At 70.5% G+C, this 26,466-nt stretch carries 20 protein-coding genes; 5 read left to right on the top strand and 15 right to left on the bottom strand.

The window, feature by feature from the left end; genetic code table 11:
* Positions 1-54 precede the first annotated feature (54 nt).
* The 4 genes from ACN6LB_RS13485 to proS all read right to left on the bottom strand — a co-directional run bounded on the left by ACN6LB_RS13485 (position 55) and on the right by proS (position 3,296).
* The gene (locus ACN6LB_RS13485) at positions 55-294 is read right to left on the bottom strand and encodes an RNA-binding protein (protein ID WP_005479813.1); all 240 of its coding nucleotides are present in this window, start codon (positions 292-294) and stop codon (positions 55-57) included.
* A gap of 2 nt (positions 295-296) precedes the next feature.
* Positions 297-716 carry a 30S ribosomal protein S16 gene (rpsP, locus tag ACN6LB_RS13490; RefSeq protein ID WP_356135644.1) on the bottom strand — a complete coding sequence of 140 codons (420 nt, stop codon included), beginning with the start codon at positions 714-716 and terminating at the stop codon, positions 297-299.
* A gap of 307 nt (positions 717-1,023) precedes the next feature.
* On the bottom strand, positions 1,024-1,620 hold the full coding sequence (locus ACN6LB_RS13495) for a hypothetical protein (RefSeq protein ID WP_356135646.1): 597 nt from the start codon (positions 1,618-1,620) through the stop codon (positions 1,024-1,026).
* A 260-nt stretch (positions 1,621-1,880) separates the two neighbouring features.
* Complete coding sequence (proS, locus tag ACN6LB_RS13500; protein WP_445025999.1) at positions 1,881-3,296, bottom strand: proline--tRNA ligase; 1,416 nt, start codon at positions 3,294-3,296, stop codon at positions 1,881-1,883.
* A 269-nt stretch (positions 3,297-3,565) separates the two neighbouring features.
* On the opposite strand from proS, the gene ACN6LB_RS13505 reads away from it, so the two are divergent.
* Positions 3,566-4,423, top strand: coding sequence for an SAM-dependent methyltransferase (locus tag ACN6LB_RS13505; RefSeq protein ID WP_356135650.1), 858 nt, complete (start codon positions 3,566-3,568; stop codon positions 4,421-4,423).
* A gap of 169 nt (positions 4,424-4,592) precedes the next feature.
* Positions 4,593-5,210 (top strand): hypothetical protein, encoded by a 618-nt coding sequence (locus ACN6LB_RS13510; RefSeq protein WP_445026000.1) that lies wholly within the window; start codon positions 4,593-4,595, stop codon positions 5,208-5,210.
* Positions 5,211-5,300: 90 nt separating this feature from the next.
* Here ACN6LB_RS13510 and ftsH read toward each other — a convergent pair whose 3' ends face one another.
* The 6 genes from ftsH to nsdA all read right to left on the bottom strand — a co-directional run bounded on the left by ftsH (position 5,301) and on the right by nsdA (position 15,085).
* A complete protein-coding gene (gene ftsH / locus ACN6LB_RS13515) occupies positions 5,301-7,241 on the bottom strand; it encodes an ATP-dependent zinc metalloprotease FtsH (RefSeq protein WP_445026001.1) in 1,941 nt (646 codons plus the stop codon).
* Between the two features lie 124 nt (positions 7,242-7,365).
* The gene (ffh, locus tag ACN6LB_RS13520) at positions 7,366-8,916 is read right to left on the bottom strand and encodes a signal recognition particle protein (RefSeq protein WP_445026002.1); all 1,551 of its coding nucleotides are present in this window, start codon (positions 8,914-8,916) and stop codon (positions 7,366-7,368) included.
* Positions 8,917-9,080: 164 nt separating this feature from the next.
* Positions 9,081-11,531, bottom strand: a complete 2,451-nt coding sequence (locus tag ACN6LB_RS13525) for a [protein-PII] uridylyltransferase (protein WP_445026003.1) — start codon at positions 11,529-11,531, stop codon at positions 9,081-9,083.
* 40 nt (positions 11,532-11,571) lie between these two features.
* A complete protein-coding gene (locus ACN6LB_RS13530) occupies positions 11,572-11,910 on the bottom strand; it encodes a P-II family nitrogen regulator (protein ID WP_030990174.1) in 339 nt (112 codons plus the stop codon).
* On the bottom strand, positions 11,907-13,250 hold the full coding sequence (locus ACN6LB_RS13535; RefSeq protein WP_356135661.1) for an ammonium transporter: 1,344 nt from the start codon (positions 13,248-13,250) through the stop codon (positions 11,907-11,909). The genes ACN6LB_RS13530 and ACN6LB_RS13535 overlap by 4 nt, the downstream gene beginning before the upstream one ends.
* A 350-nt stretch (positions 13,251-13,600) precedes the next feature.
* Positions 13,601-15,085, bottom strand: coding sequence for a transcriptional repressor NsdA (gene nsdA, locus ACN6LB_RS13540; RefSeq protein WP_356135663.1), 1,485 nt, complete (start codon positions 15,083-15,085; stop codon positions 13,601-13,603).
* A 458-nt stretch (positions 15,086-15,543) separates the two neighbouring features.
* Between nsdA and ACN6LB_RS13545 the strand changes: the two genes are divergently transcribed.
* Positions 15,544-16,206: a bifunctional DNA primase/polymerase gene (locus tag ACN6LB_RS13545; protein WP_445026004.1), complete on the top strand. Its 663-nt coding sequence runs from the start codon at positions 15,544-15,546 to the stop codon at positions 16,204-16,206.
* A 115-nt stretch (positions 16,207-16,321) separates the two neighbouring features.
* Here ACN6LB_RS13545 and ftsY read toward each other — a convergent pair whose 3' ends face one another.
* The gene (ftsY, locus tag ACN6LB_RS13550) at positions 16,322-17,524 is read right to left on the bottom strand and encodes a signal recognition particle-docking protein FtsY (protein ID WP_356135667.1); all 1,203 of its coding nucleotides are present in this window, start codon (positions 17,522-17,524) and stop codon (positions 16,322-16,324) included.
* Between the two features lie 241 nt (positions 17,525-17,765).
* Between ftsY and ACN6LB_RS13555 the strand changes: the two genes are divergently transcribed.
* Positions 17,766-18,737, top strand: coding sequence for an LLM class flavin-dependent oxidoreductase (locus ACN6LB_RS13555; RefSeq protein WP_445026005.1), 972 nt, complete (start codon positions 17,766-17,768; stop codon positions 18,735-18,737).
* Between the two features lie 156 nt (positions 18,738-18,893).
* Here ACN6LB_RS13555 and ACN6LB_RS13560 read toward each other — a convergent pair whose 3' ends face one another.
* From ACN6LB_RS13560 to ACN6LB_RS13575, 4 genes are all read right to left on the bottom strand, one after another.
* A complete protein-coding gene (locus tag ACN6LB_RS13560) occupies positions 18,894-20,315 on the bottom strand; it encodes a sugar porter family MFS transporter (RefSeq protein ID WP_445026006.1) in 1,422 nt (473 codons plus the stop codon).
* Between the two features lie 249 nt (positions 20,316-20,564).
* Positions 20,565-24,128: a chromosome segregation protein SMC gene (smc, locus tag ACN6LB_RS13565; protein ID WP_445026007.1), complete on the bottom strand. Its 3,564-nt coding sequence runs from the start codon at positions 24,126-24,128 to the stop codon at positions 20,565-20,567.
* Positions 24,129-24,377: 249 nt separating this feature from the next.
* Positions 24,378-24,587 (bottom strand): hypothetical protein, encoded by a 210-nt coding sequence (locus ACN6LB_RS13570; protein ID WP_356149383.1) that lies wholly within the window; start codon positions 24,585-24,587, stop codon positions 24,378-24,380.
* Between the two features lie 388 nt (positions 24,588-24,975).
* Positions 24,976-25,257 (bottom strand): acylphosphatase, encoded by a 282-nt coding sequence (locus tag ACN6LB_RS13575; protein WP_356149386.1) that lies wholly within the window; start codon positions 25,255-25,257, stop codon positions 24,976-24,978.
* A 132-nt stretch (positions 25,258-25,389) separates the two neighbouring features.
* Between ACN6LB_RS13575 and ACN6LB_RS13580 the strand changes: the two genes are divergently transcribed.
* Entirely contained in the window at positions 25,390-26,361 is a 972-nt protein-coding gene (locus ACN6LB_RS13580; RefSeq protein WP_445026008.1) for a CAP domain-containing protein, read from the top strand.
* Positions 26,362-26,466 lie beyond the last annotated feature (105 nt).

Here is a 26,466-nt window from a genome sequence, read left to right on the forward strand (position 1 = left end):
GGGCCGGGGACGGCCCAATGGCCCTCCCCGGCCCGAGCCGGTGCTGCTGCTACGTCAGCGGACGTGGTCCACGTCGACGAGGTCGACGCGGACACCGCGGCCGCCGATTGCGCCCACGACGGTGCGCAGAGCGCGCGCGGTGCGGCCGTTGCGACCGATCACCTTGCCGAGGTCGTCGGGGTGCACCCGAACCTCGAGGACGCGTCCGCGGCGCAGGTCACGCGAGGCGACCTGCACGTCGTCGGGGTTGTCGACGATGCCCTTCACGAGGTGCTCGAGAGCCTCCTCGAGCATGCTCAGGCCTCGGTCGACGCGGACTCGGCGGGGGCCTCGTCCTTCTTCTCAGCCTTCTTCTTCTGGGTGATGGCCTCACCCTTGCCCTCGTCGTCGCCGCCCAGGGCGTCGAAGAGGGGGCGCGCGGCCTTCGGCTCGGCCACGAGCAGCGGAGCCGGGGCGGGCAGGCCCTTGAACTTCTGCCAGTCGCCGGTCAGCTTCAGGATCGCGAGAACGGGCTCGGTCGGCTGCGCGCCGACACCCAGCCAGTACTGCGCGCGGTCCGAGTCGACCTCGATGCGCGAGGGGTTCTGCACCGGGTGGTACAGACCGATCTCCTCGATGGCCCGGCCGTCACGGCGGGTACGGGAGTCGGCGACGACGATGCGGTAGTGAGGCGAACGGATCTTGCCCAGACGCTTCAGCTTGATCTTGACTGCCACGGAAGTGGTGTCTCCTGGTCTTGACGTGGTTGGGCACGGCAGATTGCCGCGTGGGGTTGCGGTACCCGAGTGCCCGATGGACGCGTCAGCCGGAGGAGAGAGGGGTCCTGTGCGGCTGTCGAGTACAGCTAGCCATTGTGCCACATCCTGGCGGGGCGACTTGACCGGGGCAGCCTGCAGCGACCTGCGGCCGGGCGGCGTCCGGCGCCGGGGTGAGCCGACGCCGGTCGCGTGAAGCGGCATCCACGAGATGCCGTTGCAGAACGCGGCCGGACGACTGCGCAGCCCGGCGCCCGCGGGGTGCCGCTCAGCCGGCCGCCGCGCCGACCACCTCGGGGATCCGGAAGGGCTTCCCGCACCCTCCGCACATGATCGGTGCCTGAGCCAGGACGGACGGAACGACCCGGACATTGCGACCGCAGTCGCACACCGCCTTGACACGGACACCTCCTCCGGAGGAGCCGTGCCGGGCGGCCGGGCCACGGAAGCTGCGGGCGGTGTCCGCGGCTGTCGCGACGGTGTGTGCCTTGAGGGCGCGCTGCAGCCGCTCGATCGTCGGGCGGTAGCGGCGCTTCGCCTCGGGGTTGAGCGTGACCAGTGAGAAGCCGCTGCTGGGATGCGGTTCCTCGGGGTGGTCCAGGCCCAGCTCCTCGGCGATCGCGAGGAATCTGCGGTTGTGGTACCGGCCGGCGCGCGAGGTGTCGCGGACTCCTCGGGCGGCGGCGATGCCGTGGACTGCCTCGTGAAGCAGTCGTTCGAAGGAGAGTTCGTGCCCGCAGGCGGACGACGACTCTCCGATCAGGGACTCTGGCGCGGCAAGATCCGGCAGCTCGGAGTGGTGCCGCTGAATGTCGGCCCACGCCCCTGCCAGCTCTGCGGCGAGAACAGGTGGTGTCGTGCTCACGTAATGACAACGAGCCGGAGTGCCTCTGTGTTCCTATTCCGGGCCATCCCAAATAATTTGCACGTACCCGTCAGTTGCCGCTGATGCGTCCGGACGAGGGCGGGTGCGCTGATCTGCGGAGAAGCCTCACAGTTCACACCTAGCCGGTACGTAGTAACCCGTACGTCCCAGCGTGTACACGATGTCCGCGCGCCGGGGCACCTGGGGTCATCGGATGCGCAAGAGGCGTTTCGGTCGGTCTCGCCGAGGAACGGCCCCACTCAGTAAGCGCGTGCGACGACCGCGACGTTACCGGGTGCGTCGTCCGCGTCGGGCACCGACCCGTCGGCGGTGACCAGACACCGTACGGTCGCCGAGTGCGCGGCGAGCCCGGCCTCGCCCTCTTCTCCGAGGTCGGCCCATGGAATGCGCGCCCAGCCGCCGGCGGCGGCGACCTCGACGGCCTCGTCGAACGTGGCCACGTCCGACGTACGGGACTCGCGGCGCTCGCGCGACTGCCGCAGCAGCAGTACCTGGTCCTCTTCGAGGAAAGTGGGGAGCAGTTCCGCAAGGGCGTCGATCGCCACCGGCTCCTTGCCGCCGGGAATCCGGCGGACGAGCATCGCGGTGCCGTTCTCCAGGTCACGGGGTCCGACCTCGATGCGTACGGGTACGCCCTTGAGTTCCCAGTCGACGGCGCGGCGCCCGAAAGGGGTGTCGGTGCGGTCGTCCACCTGGACGCGTACGCCCGCCGCCCTGAGCCTGTCGCCGATTTCGTGGACCTTGGCCAGAACCGCGTCATCGCCCTTGATCGCGAGGACAACGGCCTGGACCTGGGCGAGACGCGGCGGCACACGCAGGCCGTTGTCGTCGCCGTGCATCATCACCAGGGCGCCGATCATGCGGGTGGTCGAGCCCCAGGAGGTCTGCCAGACCAGTTCCTGCTTGCCTTCCCTCGACAGGTACCGGGTCTGGAAGGCCTTGGCGAAGTTCTGGCCCAGCTCGTGGCTGGTGGCCATCTGGAGGGCTTTGCCGTCGCCCATCATCCCTTCGAGCGTGAGGGTGTTGACGGCGCCCGCGAAGCGCTCCTTGACGGTCTTGCGGCCGGGAACGACGTCCATGGCGAGGACGTTCACCATGAAGTCCTCGTAGACCTTCCGATGGATGCGGGCGGCGAAGTCGCGCGCCTCCTCGTACGTGGCGTGCGCGGTGTGTCCCTCCTGCCACAGGAACTCGGTGGTCCGCAGGAACAGGCGCGGCCGCAGTTCCCAACGCACCACGTTCGCCCACTGGTTGATCAGCAGGGGCAGGTCGCGATAGCTCTGCACCCACTTGGAGAAGTAGTCGTTGACGATCATCTCGGAGGTGGGGCGGACCACGGCGGGCTCCTCGAGCTCCTTGCCGCCGCCGTGCGTGACCACGGCGAGTTCGGGCGCGAAGCCCTCGACGTGGTCGGCCTCCTTGGTGAGGTACGACTGCGGGATCAGAAGCGGGAAGTACGCGTTCTGGGTGCCCGTCTCCTTGATGCGGGCATCCATCTCCTGCTGCATCCGCTCCCACAGCGCATACCCGTACGGCCGGATGACCATGGTGCCCCGCACCGGCCCGTTGTCCGCAAGCTCGGCCTTGTTGATCAGGTCCTGGTACCAGCGGGGGAAATCGTCCGCCCTGGGCGTGAGAACAGGTGCCTTTGCCATGGCGCGCATGCTACGGGGGCGGGTCCCGGCAAGGGCAATCGCTTATCCCCCGAAGGGGCGTTCCAAGACCCCCCAGGAGGGTCACTCGAAGATCCCCGGGAGCGGCACTCGAAAAGTGCGCACAGGTGTCGCACAAGGAGAGGCCTGACGACCCCTGGACGCCACGACGGGCGCGGAGTTTCCTGGCATACGGGGGGAGTGCGAGCGCACTGCACGGGGGCGGACCAACGGGGCACAGGAGCAACTCTCGGCAGATTGGGGCGCTTTCGATGACACCTACGCTCGTGCGGCCACACCGCCCTCACGCGGGACCGGCGCCCCGCGTGAATCCGTGTGCACGCGCGCGTGACTGGGCCGAGATCCAGGAGCGGATGCTGGTACCGCTCTACGAGGCCGTCTACGAGCGGCTCGAAGTGGGTGCCGGAACGCGACTGCTGGGCCTGGGCTGCGGTTCGGGGCTCGCCCTGCTGATAGCGGCGTCCAGGGGCGCCGCGGTCACCGGTGTCGACTCCTCGGCACCCGAGCGGCTGGCTCTCGCACGGGAGCGCCTGCTGCCGGGGGCGTGGGGCACGCGCGCGTGCGGCGACACCCGGATCATCGACGGCTCCCCCGTGGACGCGGCCGGCGCGGAGACGCCCGCGTACAACCTGGTGACCGCCTTCGAGCCGATCGGGTGCCTGGCGCGCGACTCCGAAGGGCTCGGCACGCTGCTGGAGTCGGCCGCGCCCCTCACCGAGCGCGGTACGCCCGTCGTCCTCGCCGGGTGGGGCCCGCCGGAGCGGTGCGCCACCTCGGCCGTGCTCCGCGTCGCCACCAAGCTGGCGGATCCGCTGCGCAGCGCCGGCAGTTGGCGGCCCGCTCTGCGCGACGACCTGGAGGAGGTCGCCCAGCGGGCCGGTCTCAAGCCGGACGGCTCCGGGCGGGTGTCCTGCCCCTTCGGGTACGCCGACATGGACAGCGCGGTGCGGGGGCTGCTGTCGACGGGCCTGTTCGACGCGGCGGTCGACGCGACGGACCAGGCACAGGTCGACAAGGAGCTGACGGAGGCACTGCATCCGCATCAGCGGCGGGACGGAACGGTGTGGATGCCCAACGTGTTCCGGTACCTGATCGCCCGGACTCCCTGAACTGCGCGCCCGGTCCGGGAAGTTCGGAGCGCGCCGCGATTTCTCCGATGCATGTGTGAAGGGTGTGAAGAAAGCGGACGAGGATGCTTCTCGTTTCGCCAAGTGGCACGCCTCCCCCATAGCCTTTCGGACCGCCCGGGGGACAACACATCTGCATACAGGAGCTGTTTTGCTGCACCACAAGACCGCGCTGCGCCTCGCCGCGCCCGTCGCCGTCCTCGCCCTCTCGCTCACCGCCTGCGGCGGCGGGGACGACAAGGCGGACGCCGACGCGAAGAGCACGGCCACTCCGGCAGCCAAGGCCTCGAAGTCCGAGGCCGCGTCCGGAGGCGAGATGGCAAGCGGCGAGAGCGCCACGGGGAAGGTCAAAGAGGAGGAGGGCGTGGTCACCTACGACGTCCTCGCCACGAAGGTCGACATCGGCACCGAGGCCGAGGCGGCGAAGCTCGTCCAGGACAAGAAGGACGCCAAGGGCAAGGTGCTCGCCATCGCCCACGTCAAGTTCACGCACAAGAGCGGACCGGCCATCACGAGCTCGTCCGACGCGAACGACAACGCCACCGTCTGGGCCGACGGACAGCGCGGCGCGATCCTCATCGGCTCCTCCACCGAGGGCGTACCGGGCTGCGAGGACGCCTACGACGTCGAGAGCTGGAAGCAGGGCGAGAGCCACACCTTCTGCGAGGCCTACCTGATCCCCGCGAGCGCGAAGAACGCGGAGATCCACTGGTCCGAGGAGGACGGCGAGCCGTACATCTGGAAGTTCGCCAACACCGCCGCCAAGTAGCCGCCGCAGGCACGGCGTAGGGCCCCGGACCGCCCGGTCCGGGGCCCTACGCATCTCACTGCCGCTTCCCGGCTACGCGTCGATTCCCGGCTACGCGTCCTTCGTCAGCCGTGTGACCCCCGCGATGCGGTACGCGTCCGCCTCCTCCAGGGTCTCGTTCTCCAGGAGCGCCCCGGCGAGCGCGTCCAGTTGGCCCCGGTGGTCGCGCAGTTTGCGGCGCGCCTCCTCGTAGCACTCGTCGACGATGCGCCGCATCTCGCCGTCGATGGCGTCGAGGGTCTGCGGGGCCGCCGCGAGGCCGTAGGCCTGCTGGGCGTCGTTGGGGAGCGCCGACAGGCGGCCCACCCGTTCGCTCATGCCCCAGCGCGCGACCATGCCGCGGGCGATGTTGGTGACCTGCTCCAGGTCGTTCTCGGCGCCGGTCGTGATGACTCCGTAGACGACCTGTTCCGCCGCCATGCCGCCCAGCGCGCCGATGATCCGGCCACGCAGGTACTCCTCGGTGTACGCGTACCTGTCCGAGTCCGGCGTCGACAGCGTCACGCCGAGGGCCCGGCCGCGCGGCACGATGGTGATCTTGCGGACGGGGTCGGCGCCGGGCTGCAGCATGCCCAGCAGGGCGTGGCCGCTCTCGTGGTACGCCGTCCGGCGCCGTTCCTCGTCGGACATGACGAGCGAGCGTTCGGCTCCGAGCTGCACCTTCTCCAGTGCCTCGGAGAGGTCGGTCTGTGTCACCTGGTCCTGCTGGCGCTTGACCGCGAGGAGGGCGGCCTCGTTGGCGAGGTTGGCCAGTTCCGCGCCGGTCATGCCCGGGGTCGTGCGCGCCACCTGGGCGAGGTCGACGTCCTGGCCGAGCGGGATGCTGCGAGTGTGGATCTCCAGGATCGCCTCGCGGCCGCCGCGGTCGGGCGGGGAGACGTTGACGACCCGGTCGAAGCGGCCCGGGCGGGTCAGCGCCGGGTCGAGGACGTCGGCGCGGTTGGTCGCCGCGATGACGATCACGCCCTCCGAGCCGGAGAAGCCGTCCATCTCGGTGAGGATCTGGTTCAGCGTCTGCTCGCGCTCGTCGTGGCCGCCCATGCCGGCGCCGCCGCCGCGGGCCCGTCCGATGGTGTCGATCTCGTCGATGAAGATGATCGAGGGGGCCACCTTACGGGCCTCCGCGAACAGTTCGCGGACGCGTGAGGCACCGACGCCCACGATCATCTCGATGAACTCGGAGGCCGAGGCCGAGAAGAACGGAACGCCCGCCTCCCCCGCGACCGCCCGCGCCAGCAGGGTCTTGCCGGTGCCGGGCGGGCCGGCCAGCAGCACACCGCGGGGCATCTTGGCGCCCATCTTCCGGTAGGCGTCCGGGTTCTTGAGGAAGTCCACGACGTCGTTGAGTTCGCCCTCGACCTCGTCGATCCCGGCCACGTCCTCGAACGTGGTGCGCTGGGACCCGGGCTCCAGTTCCACCGGCTTGGGAGGCGCCTTGCGGCCGAGCATGCCGCCCGCGCCGCCGCCCAGGCCCGACCGCATACGGCGCGCGATGAAGAGCCACAGCACGACCAGGAGCAGCATCGGGGCCAGCGAGATCAGCAGGTTGGCGAGGAAGCTGCGGTGCTGGACGACCGGTTCCGCGGTGACCGTGACGTCGTGCTTGGTCAGGTCCTCCCAGAGCTGGTCGTCCGCGAAGGACGGGCGCTGGGTCTTGAACTTGGTGTACTTCCCGTCGCCCTCCGGGTTGTCCTGGGCGTCCTTGAGCTGCCCCTGGATCGCGTCGCCCTTGGAGTAGATCTTCGTGACGTTGCCGCCGTCGACCTGCTTGCTGAACTCCGTGTACGAGATCGTCGGCTCGTCGCCCTCGTTGAAGAACGACAGCACGAGGTTGGCGATGAGGAAGACGATCAGCGCGGTGAGGGCCAGGTTCCACCAGCCGCCCCGAAAGGGTCTCCTCCCGCCGGACGGCGGCTTCGGCGGCTCCTCGGGAGTGCCCTCGGTACGCCACGGCTTCTCCGGGGTCTTGCGTGGCGGCACAGGGTTGCTCATATGCGGACGTTACGACACGAGGCAGGCACCGGCACCCGCAGAACGCACCGGGGGCGCCCCTCCGGAGAGGGGCGCCCCCAAGGACGTACAGGACGAGTCGTCAGCCCGTGAACCGGCCGGTGAACTAGCCCATGAACTTCTTGAACTCGTCCGGCAGCTCGAAGTCCTCCGCCTGCTGGGGCAGCCCGAACGCGTTGCCGCCCGGCTGGGCCCCGGCCTCGCGGCGCTGGGCCTCCTCCAGCTCCTGCTGCTTGCGCTTCATCGGGTTGCCGGAGCGTTGCTTGCCCTTGGCCTGCTTGACCTTCTTCTTCGTACGGCCGGGGCCGCCGCCCATGCCCGGCATCCCGGGCATCCCCGGCATGCCACCGCCCTGGGCCATGCGGGACATCATCTTGCGGGCCTCGAAGAACCGCTCGACCAGGTTCTTCACGGCGCTGACCTCTACGCCGGAACCCTTGGCGATACGGGCGCGGCGCGAGCCGTTGATGATCGCCGCATCCTGGCGCTCGGCCGGGGTCATCGACTTGATGATGGCGGCCGTGCGGTCGACGTCGCGCTCGTCGAGGTTGTTGATCTGGTCCTTGATCTGGCCCATGCCGGGCAGCATGCCGAGCAGCTTGCTGATGCTGCCCATCTTCCTGACCTGCTCCATCTGGGCCAGGAAGTCGTCCAGGGTGAAGTCCTGGCCCTTCTTGGACGCCAGCTTGGAGGCCATCTTCTCGGCCTCTTCCTGACTGAACGTCTTCTCCGCCTGCTCGATCAGGGTGAGCAGGTCACCCATGTCGAGAATGCGGGAGGCCATCCGGTCAGGGTGGAAGGCGTCGAAGTCGTCGAGCTTCTCGCCGTTCGACGCGAACATGATCGGCTTGCCGGTCACGGAGGCGATCGACAGGGCGGCGCCACCGCGGGCGTCACCGTCGAGCTTGGAGAGGACCACGCCGTCGAAGCCGACGCCGTCCCGGAAGGACTCGGCCGTGTTGACCGCGTCCTGGCCGATCATCGCGTCGACGACGAAGAGGATCTCGTCGGGGCTGACGGCGTCGCGGATGTCCGCGGCCTGCTGCATCAGCTCCTGGTCGATGCCCAGGCGGCCCGCGGTGTCCACGATCACGATGTCGTGGACCTTCGTCTTCGCGAACTCCATGGAGTCCTTGGCGACCTTGACCGGGTCGCCGACGCCGTCGCCCGGCTCGGGCGCGTAGACGGCGACGCCCGCGCGCTCGGCGACGACGCTCAGCTGGTTCACGGCGTTCGGGCGCTGGAGGTCGGCGGCGACGAGGAGCGGCGAGTGGCCCTGGTCCTTCAGCCACTTGCCGAGCTTGCCCGCGAGGGTCGTCTTACCGGCACCCTGCAGACCCGCGAGCATGATCACGGTCGGCGGGTTCTTGGCGAACCGCAGGCGGCGGGTCTCACCGCCGAGGATCGTGACGAGTTCCTCGTTCACGATCTTCAGGACCTGCTGGGCGGGGTTCAGCGCCTTGGAGACATCGCTACCGAGCGCGCGCTCCTTGACGTTCTTGATGAAGGTCCGCACGACCGGGAGGGCCACGTCGGCCTCAAGGAGCGCGATACGGATCTCGCGTGCGGTGGCGTCGATGTCGGCTTCGGACAGTCGGCCCTTGCCCCGCAGGTTCTTGAACGTCGCTGAGAGGCGATCGGAGAGAGTATCGAACACGGCGCTCGTCGGTCCTCAGGGGTCGGGGGCGATGGGAATCGCCCTCCAGGGTATCTGGCCGCGTGTGGTGGGGTCTCCACCGCGGTTGTACGAGACCGGGGCCGGCCCCCGATCCCGTACGGAACCGGACGCTCCGGCCCCGCACCGTACGGAACCCGAGCCACTCAGCCGCGCAGCGTCTCCTCCAGCGCACGTGCCACGGAGGCCGCCTCCTCCCCCGGCAGCGGCGCGCCCTTGGGACCGGTGACGTAGAAGGCGTCCACGGCGTTCGCGCCGAGTGTGGAGACGTGCATGCTGCGCACCTGGACGTTCGCCTGGTCCAGGGCCCGGCCGATGCGGTGCAGCAGCCCGGGGGCGTCGTGCGCGCGCACCTCGATCACGGTGGCGTGCCGGGAGGCGGCCGGGGCGACGGTCACCCGGGCCGGCGGTGCCACCACGCCGCGGCGCCGCGGGTAGGCGGCGTCGCGCTCGGCGAGGCGGCCGGCGATGTCCAGGGAGCCGTCGAGGGCGCGGACGAGGTCGGCGCGCAGTCGGGCGGCCTGCGGGAGCGAGCCGTACTCGGCGGCCACGCGCCAGTTCAGGAGCAGGACGGAGCCCTCGACGTCGTCGGGGAGGTCCAGGGCGCGCAGTTCGGCCGTGCGCACGGTCAGACGGTGCATGGCGAGGACGCCGGCGACCGCCGGGAGCACGCCGGGCTGGTCGGGCACGGCGATGACGAGTTCGACACCCAGGGGTTCCGGGTCGCCGGGGGCCTCGGTCTCCTCGGCGGGCGGTTCCGTCTGTGCGCGCAGGGCCAGCACGGGCCCGCCGGTGCGGAACGCCTCGATCGCGAGCCGTTCCTGCTCGGCCGTGGGCGCGAGGGCCTCCGGCTCCTCGGGGTCGTCCCCGGCGAGCAGGGCGGCGACCCGCTTGACGAGGTCGGCGACCAGGGAGCCGCGCCACGAGGACCAGGCGGCCGGTCCGGTGGCCAGCGCATCCGCCTCGGTGAGCGCGTGCAGCAGTTCCAGGGTGCCCTGGGAGCCGACGGCCTCGGCGACGGAGCGGACCGTCGCCGGGTCCTCCAGGTCGCGCCGGGTCGCCGTCTCGACGAGGAGCAGGTGGTGGCGTACGAGGGTGGCGAGGACGGCGACGTCCGCGCGGTCGAAGCCGATGCGTGCGGCGACGTCCCTGGCGATGATCTCGCCGGCGACGGAGTGGTCGCCGGGCCAGCCCTTGCCGATGTCGTGCAGCAGGGAGGCGACGAGGAGCAGGTCGGGGCGGCCCACCCGGCGGGTCAGCTCGGAGGCGCGGACCGCCGTCTCGATGAGGTGCCGGTCGACGGTCCAGATGTGCACGGCGTTGCGCTGCGGGCGGCAGCGGACCCGCTCCCAGTCGGGCAGCAGGCGGGTGATCAGGCCCTCCGCCTCCAGCGCCTCCCAGACCTCGATGGTCGGGCGGCCCGAGCCGAGCAGCGTGACGAGCTGTTCGCGCGCCTCGGCGGGCCAGGGCGTGGGCAGCGGACGCGCGGTGGCGGCCATGCGCCGTACGGCGTGCAGGGAGAGCGGGAGTCCGGACTGCGCGGCGGCGGCCGCGGCGCGCAACGGGAGCACGAGGTCGCGCTCGGGGCGCGCGGCGCGTGCGAGCACCACCTCGCCGTCCTGCTCGACCACACCCTCGGCGAGCGGCGAGCGTTCGGCGACGGGCTTGCCGCCGCCCAGCATGGCGCGCAGACGCGGGCGCACGGCACGTGATCGCAGCACCCGCCCGACCTCGCGCCATGTCACGTCGCTCGCGTAGGACACGACACGCGCCGCTTCGTAGACCTGGCGCAGCAGTGTGTCGGCGTCCAGCAGGCCGAGTTCCGCGGCGACCTGGTCCTGTTCCTGGAGGGACAGCCGGTCGGTGGCGCGGCCGGTGGCCAGGTGGAGGGCGTCGCGGACGTCGAGCAGGCGGCGCTGGGCGTCGGCGAGCCCTTCGCGCGGCGCGTCGGCGAGCCAGGAGGCGGCGACGGCACGCAGTGCGGTCGTGTCGCGCAGGCCGCCGCGTGCCTCCTTCAGGTCGGGTTCCAGCAGGTACTGCAGCTCGCCCTGCCGCTCGGCCCGCTCGGCACAGAGTTCCTGGAGTTCGGGGAGCCGTTTCGGCGCCTGGTTGCGCCAGTCGGCGAGGACGGCCGTGCGCAGTCCGGCGGTGAGGGCGGGGTCGCCCGCGAGGTGGCGGGCGTCCAGCAGGCCCAGCTGGACCTTGAGGTCCTCGCCGGCGGTCTTGCGTGCCTCGGCCGGCGTGCGGACGGAGTGGTCGAGGGCGAGGCCGAGGTCCCAGACGGGGTACCAGATGCGGTCTGCCAGGGCGGCGACCGCGCCGGCGTCGCTGCCGTCGTGCAGGAGCAGCAGGTCGAGGTCGCTGCGCGGGGAGAGCTCGCCGCGTCCGTAGCCGCCGACGGCGACGAGCGACGCGCCGCGCAGTCCCTCGGTGCCGGCGGTGAACAGGCCGGTGAGCCAGTCGTCCGTCAGTTCGGCGAGGGCCGCACGGCGCGGCGGCCCGGACTGCGCCCCCTCCTGGAGGAGGCGCAGCCGGGCCGCCGCATAGCCGCTGGGTCCCGAGTCCTCTGCATCCGTACGCGTGTCCGTACTCGTCACCCAGCGACTCCTGTCTTTCTCTTCTTTTGAGCCGGTCCGTTCAGAGCGCGTCCGGGCCGCGCTCGCCGGTCCGGACCCGCACGGCCGTCTCGACCGGGAGGGACCAGACCTTGCCGTCACCGATCTTGCCGGTTCGGGCGGCCTTCACGATGACCTCGATGAGCTGTTCGGCGTCGTCGTCCTCGGCCAGTACCTCGATACGGATCTTGGGAACCAGATCGACCGTGTACTCGGCGCCGCGGTAGACCTCCGTGTGGCCCCGCTGCCGACCGTAGCCGCTGGCTTCGGTGACCGTCAGTCCGTGGACCCCGAAGGCCTGCAGGGCCTCCTTGATCTCGTCGAGCCGGTGAGGCTTCACGACGGCGGTGATGAGCTTCATGCGTCCACCTTCTTGGTCGCCGCGTCCTGGGCCGGGCTCGGTGCGGCGCTGCGGGCCGCTCCGCCGCCCGCGCCGCTGAAGTCGTATGCGGTCTCGGCGTGCTCGGCCTGGTCGATGCCCGCGATCTCCTCGTCCTCGGTGACCCGCATGCCGATCGTCCTGTCGATCAGGAAGGCGAGGATGGCGGAGGCGACGAGCGAGTAGGCGAGGACGGCGAAGACACCGGCGCACTGCTTCCACAGCTGGTCGAAGGAGTGGTTGCCGTAGAAGACGCCCGTCGCGGTGGACTGGCCCTTGCCGCTGGCGAAGAAGCCGATCAGCAGGGAGCCGATGACACCGCCGACCAGGTGGACACCGACGACGTCGAGCGAGTCGTCGTAGCCGAACTTGTACTTGAGGCCGACCGCCATGGCGCAGACCACACCGGCGATGGCGCCGACGGCGATCGCGCCGATCGGGGTGACCGCACCACCGGACGGGGTGATCGCGACCAGACCGGCGACCGCGCCGGAGGCGGCACCGAGGGTGGTGAACGCGCCGTGGCGGATCTTCTCGTAGGCGAGCCAGGCCAGCATGGCGGCGGCGGTGGCGATCTGCGTGTTGACGAACATCAGCGCGCCGACGCCGTCGTCGTTGCCGAGCCACGAGCCGGCGTTGAATCCGAACCAGCCGAACCACAGCAGACCGGCGCCGAGCATGACCAGCGGGAGGCTGTGCGGGCGCATCGGGTCCTTCTTGAAGCCGACGCGCTTGCCGATGACGAGGATCACGCCGAGCGCCGCGGCACCCGCGTTGATGTGCACCGCCGTACCACCGGCGAAGTCGATCACACCCAGCTCGAAGGCCCAGCCGCCGGTGCCCCAGACCCAGTGGGCGACGGGGAAGTAGACGACCGTGGCCCACAGGGCGACGAACAGCGCCCAGGCGGTGAACTTCACGCGGTCGGCGAGCGCACCGCTGATCAGGGCCGGCGTGATGATGGCGAACATCATCTGGAAGACCATGAAGACGAAGATCGGGATGGTGTAGCCGGGCCACAGGTCCGTCAGACCGATCTTGCTGAGGCCGACCCAGTCCGAGTTCCAGCCGATCACGCTGCCGGAGTCCGTACCGAAGGCCATGGAGAAGCCGTACAGCACCCACAGGATGGTGACGATCCCTATGCTGATGAAGCTCATCATCAGCATGTTCAGCGTGCTCTTGACGCGGACCATGCCTCCGTAGAAGAAGGCAAGGCCGGGCGTCATGATCAGCACCAGGGCGGAACAGATGAGCATGAACCCTGTGTTGGCGGCAGAAAGCTTGGGCGCTTCTGCGGCAAGGGTGATGGCTGGTGCCATCGGCGTCTCCTCGTCATTGGTACGGCCCCGTGCGGGCGAAGCCTGAGAGCGGTATGAGGGGCGGGCCGGTTATGCGCCATGAGATTGGCGCAGCGCGGTTTCGGTCGACGCCCCTCGATGTTTCGCCGCGGTGACGAAGGCGCCTTGCGTGTTACGCGTCCATGAACTGGCTGATGTCGGGCCAAGCGATCGTTATCGTGGCGCAACCTTCCCCGGAGCCGCGAAAACCGGCCGCGGACGGCCATCCGATGACCTGGCATGGGGGGAGCCGAGTCGGTCGGTTCGGGATGGCCGGCCGCGGCCGGGGTCCAGTGGGCCCTTGGGTTCTGCCTGGTGGGCCCGGGGTTTCCTCAGACCGCCTCGGCGGTCTCGGGCAGGTCGACGGCGAGCTGTTCGGTGAGGTCGATGACCTCGGCGAGACCCCCGAAGTCGCGGACGGCCGTGTCGACCGTCTTTCGGATACGAGTGTTCACACGCTCGGAGCGCACCTTCTTGGCGACCGCCATCGCCTCCTTGGCCAAAACCGTGCTCCGCTCGGGCTCGCGCTGCAGCAGGTGCACGGTGGCCATGCCGATGAGGTTCAGTGCGTACGACCGCTGGTGCTCGGCGTCCTTGGCGAAGAGGTCGACGGCCTGCTGCATCACCGGCTCGGCCATCGAGGCGTACGTGGGGCTGCGGCCTGCGACGTAGGCGAGGTCGCGGTAGGAGTGGGAGTTCTCGCCGTGCAGCTCGGCCTCGGAGAAGAAGCGGATCCAGTCGGGCTCGGGCTCGTCGAATTCGAGGACGTCCTCGAAGGTGTCCTCGGCCATCCGGACGGCCCGCTTGCACTTTCCGGGCTGGCCCATGTTGGCGTAGGCGCGGGCCTCCATCGCATACAGCATCGACTGGGTGCGCGGGCTCGCGCAGTCGCGGCTTCCGTACTGCGCGAGGTGGATCAGTTCCAGTGCGTCGTCGGGCCGGCCGAGGTGGATCATCTGACGGCTCATGCTGGACAGGACGTACGAGCCGAGCGGCTTGTCGCCCGCTTCCTTGGCGGCGTGCAGCGCGAGCACGAAGTACTTCTGGGCGGAGGGCTGGAGCCCCACGTCGTAACTCATCCAGCCCGCGAGTTCCGCCAGCTCGGCGGCGACCTTGAACAGGCGCCGGGTGGTGGCTGCGGGCTGGGGCTCCTGGAGCAGGTCCGTCACCTCGTGGAGCTGGCCGACGACCGCCTTGCGGCGCAGGCCGCCGCCGCACTGGGCGTCCCACTGCCGGAACATCACGGTGGTGGACTCCAGCAGGTCCAGCTCGGGCTTGGAGAGCCGGCCGCCGCGGCGCGCCGCGGCGGCCGATTCGGGCTCCTCCTGCGGGGCGGCGGGGCTGGGCACGAGCCAGCGCTGCATGGGCTCGATGAGCGACGGGCCCGCGGCGAGGGCGAGCGAGGTGCCGAGGAAGCCGCGCCGCGCCAGCATCAGGTCACTGCGCGAGTACTCGCTGATCAGCGCCACGGTCTGCGGACCCGTCCAGGGGAGGTCCACTCCGGACACGGACGGTGACTGGCGGGCGGCGCGCAGGCCCAGGTCCTCGACGGCGACCACACAGCCGAAGCGCTCGGAGAAGAGCTCGGACAGGATCCGCGGGATCGGTTCGCGCGGATTCTCCCCGTCGAGCCAGCGGCGTACGCGCGAGGTGTCCGTGGAGATGTGATTGGCCCCCAACTGGCGGGCCCTGCGGTTCACTTGCCGTGCGAGTTCGCCCTTCGACCAGCCGCTGCGCACAAACCACGAGCCCAGCAGCTCATTGGGGCGCTTGTCCGTGCCAGTCGCGGTCGTCCCGCTTCCGCCGTTGCCGCCCACTGGAACGCCCCCATCCCTGAGACCACTTGTACGCTGCGTGCGCCAAGCCCTATCAGAATGCCGGTAAATACGGCCGCGCGTCCGGTGGTTCTCACCCTTCGAACGGGAAACCGACTTGCCCCCGGCATACCCACGAGTGCATACGTCCCCAGGACTCGTGCACTCAAAGTAATCCTACGATCACTGCTCCGGCCATGGCGAACCCGGAAACGCCACCATTCGCCACCCCTTCGAATGAACTCCCGGACGCCTCCAAGCGATTCACTTGACATAGGACGGCCGGGAGTGGGCGGAGCGGTGCACACCGGGGCGCACGATGCCGGGCGCACCACCCGTGGCACCACCGGGCGCCGCCAGGACCGCGCGGCACCCAAGTGGCAGCACGGGGGCTGACGTTCCGCTTCCGTCTCATGACCACCGGTCGTAACCACCGGCGCGTAGGACCCGTTGGAGGGGGCATGGGCTTCACGATCGGCAGCAGCCGGGGCATTCGCGAAATCCGGCCCGGCGCACGCCGCCGCGGCCGCTCTTCGGAGTGCACCTCAGTGGCCGAGTTCACCGGGCTGTGGGGCTGGGACGTGGTGCCCGGCGCACGGGCGTCCGCAGGGGCGTGTTCGTGCGGCAAGACGGACTGCCGTACGCCGGGCGCACATCCGCTGGACTTCGCACCGACCGTGCCCGCCGGTGCCACACTCGACGAGGCCACCCAGACCTGGACCGAGTTCCCGGGCGCCGCGGTGATGCTCGCGGTCGGCCGCGCCTTCGACGTGATCGAGGTCGCCGAGCCCGCCGGCCGACGGGCCCTCGCCCGCCTGGAGCGCATGGGGCTCCCCCTGGGTCCGGTGACCGCGACGCCGGACGGCCGCGCCCACTTCTTCGTCGCCCCCGGCGCGGCGGCCGAGCTCCCCGAGCTGCTCTACCGCACGGGCTGGGACGACGCCGCGCTCGACCTGGGCGCCCTGGGCCCCGGCGCGTACATCACGGCCCCGCCCTCCGACCGCGGCGGTCTCGGCCCGGTCCGCTGGCTGCGCCCCCCGGCCCTCGACTCGGCGACGCGGCCACCGCAGGCACGGCTGCTCCTCGGCACGCTGGCGTACGTGGCGCATCGCTCGCGCGCATAGCGGCTGCCCGCTCGGGCTCACACAGCGAAGCGCCCGACCCCAACTGCACCTTGGGGCCGGGCGCTTCTTGGCACGCACTTACCGATTTCGGGAAGTGGTCACTTCCAGGGAGTGGTCACTCGCCGATCAGGGCGTCCACGAACGCCTCCGGCTCGAACGGCGCCAGGTCGTCGGCGCCCTCGCCGAGGCCCACCAGCTTGACCGGTACGCCCAGCTCGCGCTGGACGGCGATGACGATGCCACCCTTCGCCGTGCCGTCGAGCTTGGTCAGCACGATGCCGGTGATGTCGACGACCTCGGCGAAGACGCGCGCCTGGACCAGGCCGTTCTGCCCGGTGGTCGCGTCGAGGACGAGGAGCACCTCGTCGAGCGGGGCGTGCTTCTCGACGACGCGCTTGACCTTGCCGAGCTCGTCCATGAGCCCGGCCTTGGTGTGAAGCCGGCCCGCGGTGTCGATGAGGACGACGTCGGCGCCCTCCTCGATGCCCTCCTTGACCGCGTCGAAGGCGATCGAGGCGGGGTCGCCGCCCTCGGGGCCGCGTACGGTGCGGGCGCCCACGCGCTCGCCCCAGGTCTGGAGCTGGTCGGCGGCCGCGGCACGGAAGGTGTCGGCGGCACCGAGCACCACGTTACGGCCGTCGGCGACGAGCACGCGCGCGAGCTTGCCGGTGGTGGTGGTCTTGCCGGTGCCGTTGACCCCGACGACCATCACAATGCCGGGGGTGTCGAGGTTCGAGTCGGTCCTGACGGCGCGGTCGAATCCGGGTTCGAGGAGGGTGAGCAGCTCTTCGCGCAGCAGCCCGCGCAGTTCGTCGGGCGTGCGGGTGCCGAGCACCTTCACGCGCTCGCGGAGGCGCTCGACCAGCTCCTGGGTGGGCTGCACACCGACGTCGGCGGTGAGCAGCGTGTCCTCGATCTCCTCCCAGGTGTCCTCGTCGAGGTGCTCGCGCGAGAGCAGCGTGAGCAGCCCCTTGCCGAGCGCGTTCTGCGAGCGGGAGAGCCGTGCGCGCAGGCGGATGAGCCGGCCGGCGGTCGGCTCGGGGACCTCGATCGCCGGTGCGGGCGGTTCCTCGACGACGACGGGGGCCGCCGCCGAGGCGTCCGGGAGGTCCACCTCCTCGATCGTGCGGCGCGGTTCGTCGCGCGGTGTCTCGGCCTCGTCGCCGACATGCGGCTCGGCCGGAGGGGCGGTGATGTCGGGCGTCTTGGTGGGCGCCTGCGGAGGCAGTGGCTTCTTTCTGCGACTGCCGATGACGAGCCCGCCGAGCGCGCCGATCACGACCACGGCGATGACTACAGCAAGGATGACGGTTTCCATAACTCGTCCAGTATCCATCCCCACCGAAGGAGGGGTACGGCCCGGCGCGAGACGGGACGCTTCACGCCCCCCTTAAGGTGCAAAACGCACTGAACCATGATATTCGGCGTCGACCGCGGCCTCGCCCACCGACAACCCCCGGGCACCACGGACGCGCCCCCGCACGGGAAGGCCCGCACCTCTGGCCGTCTGACGCACCGTCAGCTACCGTCCCCCTCCACACCACGAAGGGGGTCTCCTCATGCCCGTGACGGTCGTCCGCTTCAACCTCGTCGACCCCGACGCCACGCCCGCGTCGCTGAGCGCCCGCTACAAGGCGGCGGTCGAGATGGCCGCGTACGCCGACGAGCACGGCATCACCACCGTGCAGACGGAGGAGCACCACGGGGTCGCCAACAACTGGCTGCCCTCGCCGTTCGCCTTCGCGGGCGCGGTCTTCGGTGCGACCCGGCGCATCGCGGTCACCGTGTCGGCGGTCATCGGCCCGCTGCACGATCCGCTGCGGCTGGCCGAGGACATCGCCGTACTCGATCTGCTGAGCGGCGGACGGCTGATCACCGTGGCCGGGATCGGTTACCGGCCCGAGGAGTACGCCCTCTTCGACGTGGACTGGAAGCGGCGCGGCAGGCTCCAGGACGAACTGCTGGAGACGGTGCTGAAGGCGTGGACGGGCGAGGAGTTCGAGTACCGGGGCCGCAGGGTCCGGGTCACTCCGCGGCCGTACACCGATCCCCATCCCCTGCTGCTGGTCGGCGGCTCCTCCAAGGCCGCGGCCCGCCGTGCCGCCCGGCTCGGGCTGCCGTTCTTCCCGAGCGCGCACCTGCCGGAGCTGGAGGCGTACTACAAGGACCGGCTCGTCGAGTACGGCACCGAGGGCTGGACCATGATGCCCGCGGCCGAGACCCCGCTGCTGCACATCGCCGAGGACCCGGACCGGGCCTGGGCCGAGTACGGCCGCCACTTCCTGCACGAGGCGCGGACGTACGCCTCCTGGCAGTCCGGTGACATCCGCTCGGCGGTGAAGTCGGCCGCCACGACGGTCGACGAGCTGCGCGCGGAGGGCGTGTACCGCGTCCTCACACCCGACGCGTGCGTGGCGCAGGGCCTGGACAGCCTGGTGCTGCACCCGCTGGCGGGCGGGATGCCGGTGGCGGAGGGGTGGCGGAGCCTGCGGTTGTTCGCGGAGCAGGTGCTGCCGGCGCTGGACGACTGAGCCGCGGCGGCAACCGTTCCCGCGGAGGACGTCGAGCGCGGGTACGGCACCGCCGCCCCGGACGGTTCGGTGAACCGGCCGGGGCGGCGGAGGGTACGAGGAGAGGGGCAGCGGGGACTTGGCCCTTCTCCCCGAGCTTCGGGGAGCCCTTGCGGGCTAGCCCATCTCCTCCAGGGTCTTGCCCTTGGTCTCCTTCACGAACTTGAGCACGAAGGGGATGGAGAGTGCGGCGAAGACCGTGTAGATCACGTAGGTCGCGGAGAGGTTCCAGTCGGCCAGCGACGGGAAGCTCGCGGTGATGGCCCAGTTGGCGATCCACTGCGCGGAGGCGGCGACGCCGAGCGCGGCGGCGCGGATCTTGTTCGGGAACATCTCGCCGAGGAAGACCCAGACGACGACACCCCAGGAGAGGGCGAAGAAGAGGACGAAGACGTGGGCGGCGATCAGCGCGACCCAGCCCTGCGTGCTCGGCAGCTTGCCGTCGACGAGGTCGAAGGAGAACGCCCAGGCCTCCAGTGCGAGACCGACGACCATGCCCACCGAGCCGATGAGCGCGAGCGGCCTGCGGCCGATCCGGTCGACGAAGATCATGGCGATCACGGTGCCGACGATGTTGATGATCGACGTCGTGAAGGAGTAGAAGAACGAGTCCGTCGGGTCGACGCCGACCGACTGCCACAGCGTCGAGGAGTAGTAGAACGCGACGTTGATGCCGACGAACTGCTGGAAGACCGAGAGGCCGATACCGACCCAGACGATCGGCTTGAAGAAGAAGCCGCCGCCGCCGAGCAGGTCCTTGAACGTCGACTTGTGCTCGCTCTTCATGGCGTGCTCGATCTCCAGCACGCGCGCGTCCAGGTCGACTTCCTTGCCCTCGACCTCGGCCAGGATCTCGCGGGCCCGCTCGTCCTTGCCGACGGAGATCAGGAAGCGCGGGGACTCGGGGATCGCGAAGGAGAGCATGCCGTAGAGGACGGCGGGGACGACCATGACGCCGAGCATGACCTGCCAGGCTTCGAGGCCCATGAGCTCGCCGCGCTGGTCGCCGCCCGCCGCGTTCAGCAGGCCCCAGTTGACGAGCTGCGAGATGGCGATGCCGATGACGATCGCGGCCTGCTGGAAGGAGCCGAGGCGTCCGCGGTAGGCCGGCGGGGCGACCTCGGCGATGTAGGCGGGGCCGATGACGGAGGCCATACCGATGGCGAAGCCGCCGATGACGCGCCAGAGGGCGAAGTCCCAGAGGGCGAAGGGGAGCGCCGAGCCGACGGCGCTGACCATGAACAGCACGGCGGCGATCTGCATGACCCGGATGCGGCCGATGCGGTCGGCTATCCGGCCGGCGTACGCGGCGCCGATGGCGCAGCCGATCAGGGCGATGGCGATGACCTGGGCGAGGGCGGCGGAGCCGATGTCGTAACGGTCCCGGATGGCCTCGACGGCACCGTTGATCACGGAGCTGTCGTAACCGAAGAGGAAGCCGCCCATGGCAGCCGCCGCGGCGATGAAGATGACATGGCCGAGATGCTCGGGATGAGCCGCTCGGGCTCCTGACTTGGGTGGCTGCGCAGTGCTGGTCACGGGTAACTCCTCGGGCCACCGGCCTCGCTGCCGGGGGTGGGGGCGAGCCCTTCTCGGTGGTTCCAGTGGCGCACAACTCCACGCCGCTCACCACCTGAAGGTAAAAGCAACGTTGCAGACACTATGCCTTCAAGTTTCGAAGTCAAGCGGTCATCAACTGTGAATTCTGGACACACACGAAGCCCTCACTTGTTCAAGTATTGAAGTCAGCAAGAAGCCCAGGTGAGGACCGGTGCCCGCTACACGTATCTAGCGCAGACGCTGGCTGATGACCTTCGACACACCGTCGCCCTGCATGGAGACGCCGTACAGCGCGTCGGCGACCTCCATCGTCCGCTTCTGGTGCGTGATGACGATCAGCTGCGAGGCCTCCTGCAGCTCCTGCATGATCCGGATCAGCCGCTGCAGGTTGGTGTCGTCGAGCGCCGCCTCGACCTCGTCCATCACGTAGAACGGGCTGGGCCGGGCCTTGAAGATCGACACGAGGAGCGCGACCGCGGTGAGTGAGCGCTCACCACCCGAGAGCAGGCTGAGCCGCTTGACCTTCTTGCCCGGAGGACGCGCCTCCACGTCCACACCCGTGGTGAGCATGTTGTCGGGGTCGGTCAGGATCAGCCGGCCCTCGCCGCCCGGGAAGAGACGGCTGAAGACCCCCTCGAACTGTCGGGCCGTGTCCCGGTACGCCTCGGTGAAGACCTGTTCGACGCGCTCGTCGACCTCCTTCACGACCTGAAGCAGGTCCGCACGCGTCTTCTTGAGGTCCTCCAACTGCTCACTGAGGAACTTGTGCCGTTCCTCCAGCGCGGTGAACTCCTCCAGGGCGAGCGGGTTGACCTTCCCCAGTTGCTGGTACGCCCGTTCGGCTGACTTGAGCCGTTTCTCCTGCTCGGCGCGGTGGAACGTCCGGGGCTGGTTGCGCGGGTGCTCCGGGTCCTCGGGCAGTTCCTCGCCCTCGGCGGGGAGCGAGGGCGGCACGGGCTGATCGGGACCGTAGTCCGCGACCAGTCCCGCCGGCTCCACACCGAGTTCCTCCAGCGCTTTCGACTCCAGCTGCTCGATACGCAGCCGCTTCTCGGCCCCGAGTACCTCACCGCGGTGAACCGAATCCGTCAGTTTGTCGAGCTCGGCCTTCAGGTCGCGGCCGGCGGTGCGCGCGGCGGTCAGTTCCTGTTCCCGGCGGGCCTTGGCGGCGTCCGCCGCGGTGCGCTCCTGCTCGGCGCGCGCGAGGGAGACCTCGACATGCGCGAGGAGCTGCCGTGTGCCGAAGGCGACGGCCTCGGCGACGGCGGCCTCGTGGCGCAGCCGGGCGCGGCGCTGCTCGGCACGGGCGCGTGCCTCGCGTTCGGCGCGTGCGGCCCGGTCCAGCGAATCGGCCCGACCGGCGAGCCCCTTGACCCGCTCCTCGTGCGTGCGCACCTGGAGCCGGGCCTCCATCTCGGTCTGCCGCGCGTTGGCGCCGTCGGCCGCGAGCCGGTCCCGTGCGCCGGTGTCGGGCTCCTCCTCGACGGGCATCTCCTCGGCGACGACGAGCCGTTCGGCCAGCTCCTCCGCCTCCTCCAGGGCCCGGTCGAGCGCCTCCTGGGCCCGCGCCGCGGCCGCGGTGCTCCGCTCGGCCTCGCCGGCGGCGCCGCGTGCCTGCCCGGCCAGCCGGCCCAGCTGCTGCGCCACGGACGACTTCTCCCGCTCGACGGTCCGCCGCCGCTCCCCCAGCTCCTCCACCAGCGCGGCGCACTCCCTGCGCCGCTCGGCCGCCCCGTGCTGCGCCTCGGTGAGCTCCTCGCACCGCACGGCCAGCTCCGCCGACTCGGCCGCGGCCTCGTCGACGGATGCCTGCACTTCGAGCAGACTCGGCGCCCCGGCCGACCCGCCGTGTGCGAAGTGCGCCCCGAGCAGATCCCCTTCAGCGGTGACCGCGGTCACCTCGGGCCGGGCGTACACAAGGTCCTCGGCGTCCTCCAGGGTGCCGACGACGACAATCCCCCGCAGCAACCGCCGTACGGCGGGCATCAGTTCATCGGGTCCTCGGACGAGGTCGGCTGCGCGGGGAGGCCCGTCGCGGTGCTCCGGTTCCGGGTCTACGTCATCGGGGGCGCCGCCCCCCGCCAGCAGCAGTGCCGCCCGGCCCGCGTCCTGTTTGCGCAGCAGGCGGATGGCGTCGGCCGCGGCGGCGGGGGTGGTCACGGCGATGGCGTCGGCGGCGGCGCCGAGGGCGGCGGCCAGGGGAACTTCGAAGCCGGGGGTGACGGAGAGAAGTTCGGCGGCAGGGCCGAGCAGGCCGATGAGACGGTCCCTGGCGCCGAGGAGGGCCCCCGTGCCGTCCTTGCGGCGCAGTCCCAGGGCGAGCGCCTCGTGGCGGGCCCGGGTCGCGGCCCGTCTGCGTTCCGCCGTGGTGGTCGCCTCGCGGGCCGCCGTCAGCTCGGCCTCCGCGTCCGCGAGGGCGCGCTTGGCCTCCTCGTGCCGGGCGCCCAGTTCCTCGTCGCCCGCGTCCAGCCCGTCGACCTCGGCCTTGAGCTGCTCGTACTCCTCCTGTGCCGTGACCGCGCGCTCCTGCGCCTCGTCGCGGGCGGCGGCGAGCCGGTCGATCTCGGCCTGGGCGGAGGCGGCTCGCGAGCGGGCGGCGTTGACCTGGCCGCTCAGCCGGGCGAGCCCCTCGCGGCGGTCGGCGATCGAGCGGGCCACGTCCTTCAGGCGCCGTTCCTCGACCGTCAACTCGCGTTCCAGCTCGGCGCGGTGCGCGACCGTGTCCTCCAGGGCATGCTCGGCCGCCTCCAGGGCCGCTTCGAGCTCGGCCTCCTGCTCGCGGATCCGGGCGGCCTCGCGCTCCATGTCCTCGGGGTCGCGCCCGCGCCGCTCCTCGGGCGGAGCCGACGTGGCGCTCTTGACGCGCGCGTCGGCCAGCGAGATCGTGCCGCGCACCCGCTCCGCGAGCTGCGACAGCTCGTACCAGGTCTGCTGGGCACGCTGGAGACGCGGAGTGAGCTGCCGTACCTCGTCCTCCAACTGCGCCTCGCGCTGGAGTGCCCTCTTCAGCTCGGCCTCGGCGCCGTCCTTGCGTTCCTTGAGCGCGGCCTCGTCGGCGATCTCGGCCCGCAGCGCCTGCCGCAGTCGTACGAGATCGTCGGCGAGGAGGCGCAGACGGGCGTCGCGCAGGTCGGCCTGGATGACGGCGGCGCGGCGGGCGACGGCGGCCTGCCGGCCAAGGGGCTTCAACTGCCTGCGCAGTTCATCCGTGAGGTCCTGCACGCGCGCGAGGTTGGCCTGCATCGCGTCGAGCTTGCGCAGCGCCTTCTCCTTGCGCTTGCGGTGCTTGAGGACGCCCGCGGCCTCCTCGATGAAGGCGCGGCGGCCCATCGGATCGGCGTGGAGTACGGAGTCGAGCTGGCCCTGTCCGACGATGACGTGCATCTCGCGGCCGATGCCGGAGTCGGACAGCAGTTCCTGGATGTCGAGCAGCCGGCAGGTGTCGCCGTTGATCTGGTACTCGCTGCCGCCGTTGCGGAACATGATCCGCGTGATGGTGACCTCGGCGTACTCGATGGGCAGCGCGCCGTCGGAGTTGTCGATGGTGAGGGACACCTCGGCCCGGCCGAGCGGCGGCCGCCCGGTGGTGCCGGCGAAGATGACGTCCTCCATCTTGCCGCCGCGCAGCGACTTGGCGCCCTGCTCGCCCATGACCCAGCTGAGCGCGTCCACGACATTCGACTTGCCCGAGCCGTTGGGACCGACGACGCACGTGATGCCCGGCTCGAACCGCAGCGTGGTGGCCGAGGCGAACGACTTGAACCCGCGCAGGGTCAGGGCCTTGAGGTGCACGCCGCTGGACTCTACCTTCCGCCCGTATCTCACTCCATGAACGCGCGGTTTCACCCATGAACGTGCAGGGCACATCAGACGTTAAAGAGAGTGGAAGCGTGCGCGGGGGAAGCAGCACGACAAGCTCGACAAGCGGAGGGCAAGAAAGAAGGGACGCCTGAACGGCGTCCCTTGCAACTCTGACAACTCAGCGGCTGAATACGGGCAGCCCAACCACCGCTGTCATAGTGGTGCTATGCGGTGCAGTGATCAGGTGAGCGCAGGCTCCGCCTGGGGTACGTCGATGCTGTCGAGAAGCGAGTCCGAGTCGTGAGAAGCGGCAGCCGCGAGCGCGTCGTTCTCGGCCTGAATCCGTACGAGTTCGGATTCGAGGTCCTGGACGCGCTGCTGGAGCCGTCGCATCTCGGCGATGAGTCGCGGGTCGGAGCCGCCGACGTAACCGAGAAGCGCCTTTGCCATGATGGATGGTCCTCCACACTGAGTGACCGACCGATGCGGTGTGGGTCGATAGGTCGTGAGGGAATCGCACCCGCGATGCTTGACACTTGCTAAATTCTTGCTGCCGTTCCACATGCCAAACAGCTAAGGTGCGCGGGGCTTTCAGCGTCTCACCAAAAAGTTTGACGGTCAACACGATCACGCCCTGTATTGGCGGGCAACCCGGGGGCACGCGGCCTGGAAGCGGCTGCGCTGCGACTCCTGCGGGGCCCTGAGGGCGTGGAGATCATCCTTAAGTGCGGAGCCTCCCACGACAAGCCGTTCTTGGCAACCACCAGGTCATCTCTGCCGTGGGCACGTGCGCACGGCATGTCACAGGGCCCCCACCGGGGGTGTCGCCGTCGAAGCGTCAGCGGATCGCGAAGGCGTCGTAGTGACCGCGGGGCGTGTCCCAGATCTCAGTCACTCCGTCCACACGCCCGGGTGTGTCGTCCCCCTGGAGCCAGTCGAGCAGGGCCTGGCATCCGGTTCGTGAGCCCTCGGCGACCACCTGGACCCGTCCGTCGTCCAAATTGAGAGCAAAACCACTCAGCCCGCCGATCTCCAGCGCCCTGGCCCGCGTGTACCAGCGGAAACCCACACCCTGGACCCTTCCGCGTACCCACGCCACGAGCCTTGCATCCTCGTTCATGGGTGCACGCTAACCGGCCAATTGCACTCGGAGCACTTCCTCCTCTTGCGCCATGAGGTACCGTCCCGACCCAATGAGCCTCACTCGTTCGGGTGAGGCACGTTGCCCGCAAGGATGAGGAAGGCCAGGAGTATGGGACGCCACCGACGCTCCGCCGCCGGCCGCGCCGCTACAGGCCGCGCCACCGGGATCACGGAAACACACCCGGTTCACACGGAGAGCTACGGCCCCGAGAACCTCTACGGCTACGCCATGGCCAGTGCTACCCCGGCCGGCAGCCGTTCACACCGCCGGAGGAAGAAAACCGCGACACCGGTGCGCAACGGCCTGCTCGGTGTATCGGCGGCCGTGGCCCTCGGCACCGTCGCCGTGGCGACCGGCGTGCTGCCGGGCAGCGACAACTACGCCCTCGGGGGCGGCAGCAGCAACTCCGACAAGGTGCAGGCCATCGACTCCCCGTCGAGCCTGGAGACCCAGCAGGGCGGCACGTCGGGCACCGCGGACGACCGCGACGACGACCAGTCGACGAGCCGGGACTCCGACCGCGCCTCCTCGCCGTCGGCCTCGCCCTCCTCCTCGGCGCCGACCGCGCCTTCGAAGAAGACGCCGCCGAAGTCGAAGAAGCCCGTCGGCAAGCCGAGCAAGACGGCGACCAAGGCCCCCGCGAAGCCGAGCAAGCCGGCCACGAAGGCCCCGAAGACCACCGCCCCGGTCACGGTGTCCGCCGAGAGCGCGGCCGAGGCCGAGGTGCTCAAGCTCGTCAACGTGGAGCGGTCCAAGGTCGGCTGCAGCCCGGTTGCGGCGAACAGCGCGCTGTCGGACCTGGCCTCGGCCTTCAGTGAGGACATGGCCGCGCGCGGGTTCTTCGACCACACCGACCCGAGCGGCGCCACCCCCTGGGACCGCGCGGCGAAGGCCGGCATCACCAGCCTGGGCGGGGAGAACATCGCCCGCGGCCAGGCCGACGCGGCCGCCGTGATGGAGGCCTGGATGAACAGCCCCGGCCACCGCGCCAACATCCTGAACTGCGACTTCAAGACCCTCGGCGTGGGCGTCCACATGGGCTCGGGCGGCCCCTGGTGGACCCAGGACTTCGGCTACTGACATCACCCCGGGGGGGGGGGGGGGGGGGGGGGGGGGGGGGGGGGGGGGGGGGGGGGGGGGGGGGGGGGGGGGGGGGGGGGGGGGGGGGGGGGGGGGGGGGGGGGG

The organism is Streptomyces sp. SAS_270, from assembly GCF_052543295.1.

Bases quoted from the DNA above. Each gene is read 5' to 3' on its own strand.
- ACN6LB_RS13485 (WP_005479813.1), bottom strand. From the start codon at position 294: ATGCTCGAGGAGGCTCTCGAGCACCTCGTGAAGGGCATCGTCGACAAC.
- proS (WP_445025999.1), bottom strand. From the start codon at position 3,296: ATGGCAAAGGCACCTGTTCTCACGCCCAGGGCGGACGATTTCCCCCGC.
- ACN6LB_RS13505 (WP_356135650.1), top strand. From the start codon at position 3,566: ATGACACCTACGCTCGTGCGGCCACACCGCCCTCACGCGGGACCGGCG.
- ftsH (WP_445026001.1), bottom strand. From the start codon at position 7,241: ATGAGCAACCCTGTGCCGCCACGCAAGACCCCGGAGAAGCCGTGGCGT.
- ACN6LB_RS13530 (WP_030990174.1), bottom strand. From the start codon at position 11,910: ATGAAGCTCATCACCGCCGTCGTGAAGCCTCACCGGCTCGACGAGATC.
- ACN6LB_RS13535 (WP_356135661.1), bottom strand. From the start codon at position 13,250: ATGGCACCAGCCATCACCCTTGCCGCAGAAGCGCCCAAGCTTTCTGCC.
- ACN6LB_RS13545 (WP_445026004.1), top strand. From the start codon at position 15,544: ATGGGCTTCACGATCGGCAGCAGCCGGGGCATTCGCGAAATCCGGCCC.
- ftsY (WP_356135667.1), bottom strand. From the start codon at position 17,524: ATGGAAACCGTCATCCTTGCTGTAGTCATCGCCGTGGTCGTGATCGGC.
- ACN6LB_RS13555 (WP_445026005.1), top strand. From the start codon at position 17,766: ATGCCCGTGACGGTCGTCCGCTTCAACCTCGTCGACCCCGACGCCACG.
- ACN6LB_RS13570 (WP_356149383.1), bottom strand. From the start codon at position 24,587: ATGGCAAAGGCGCTTCTCGGTTACGTCGGCGGCTCCGACCCGCGACTC.
- ACN6LB_RS13575 (WP_356149386.1), bottom strand. From the start codon at position 25,257: ATGAACGAGGATGCAAGGCTCGTGGCGTGGGTACGCGGAAGGGTCCAG.
- ACN6LB_RS13580 (WP_445026008.1), top strand. From the start codon at position 25,390: ATGGGACGCCACCGACGCTCCGCCGCCGGCCGCGCCGCTACAGGCCGC.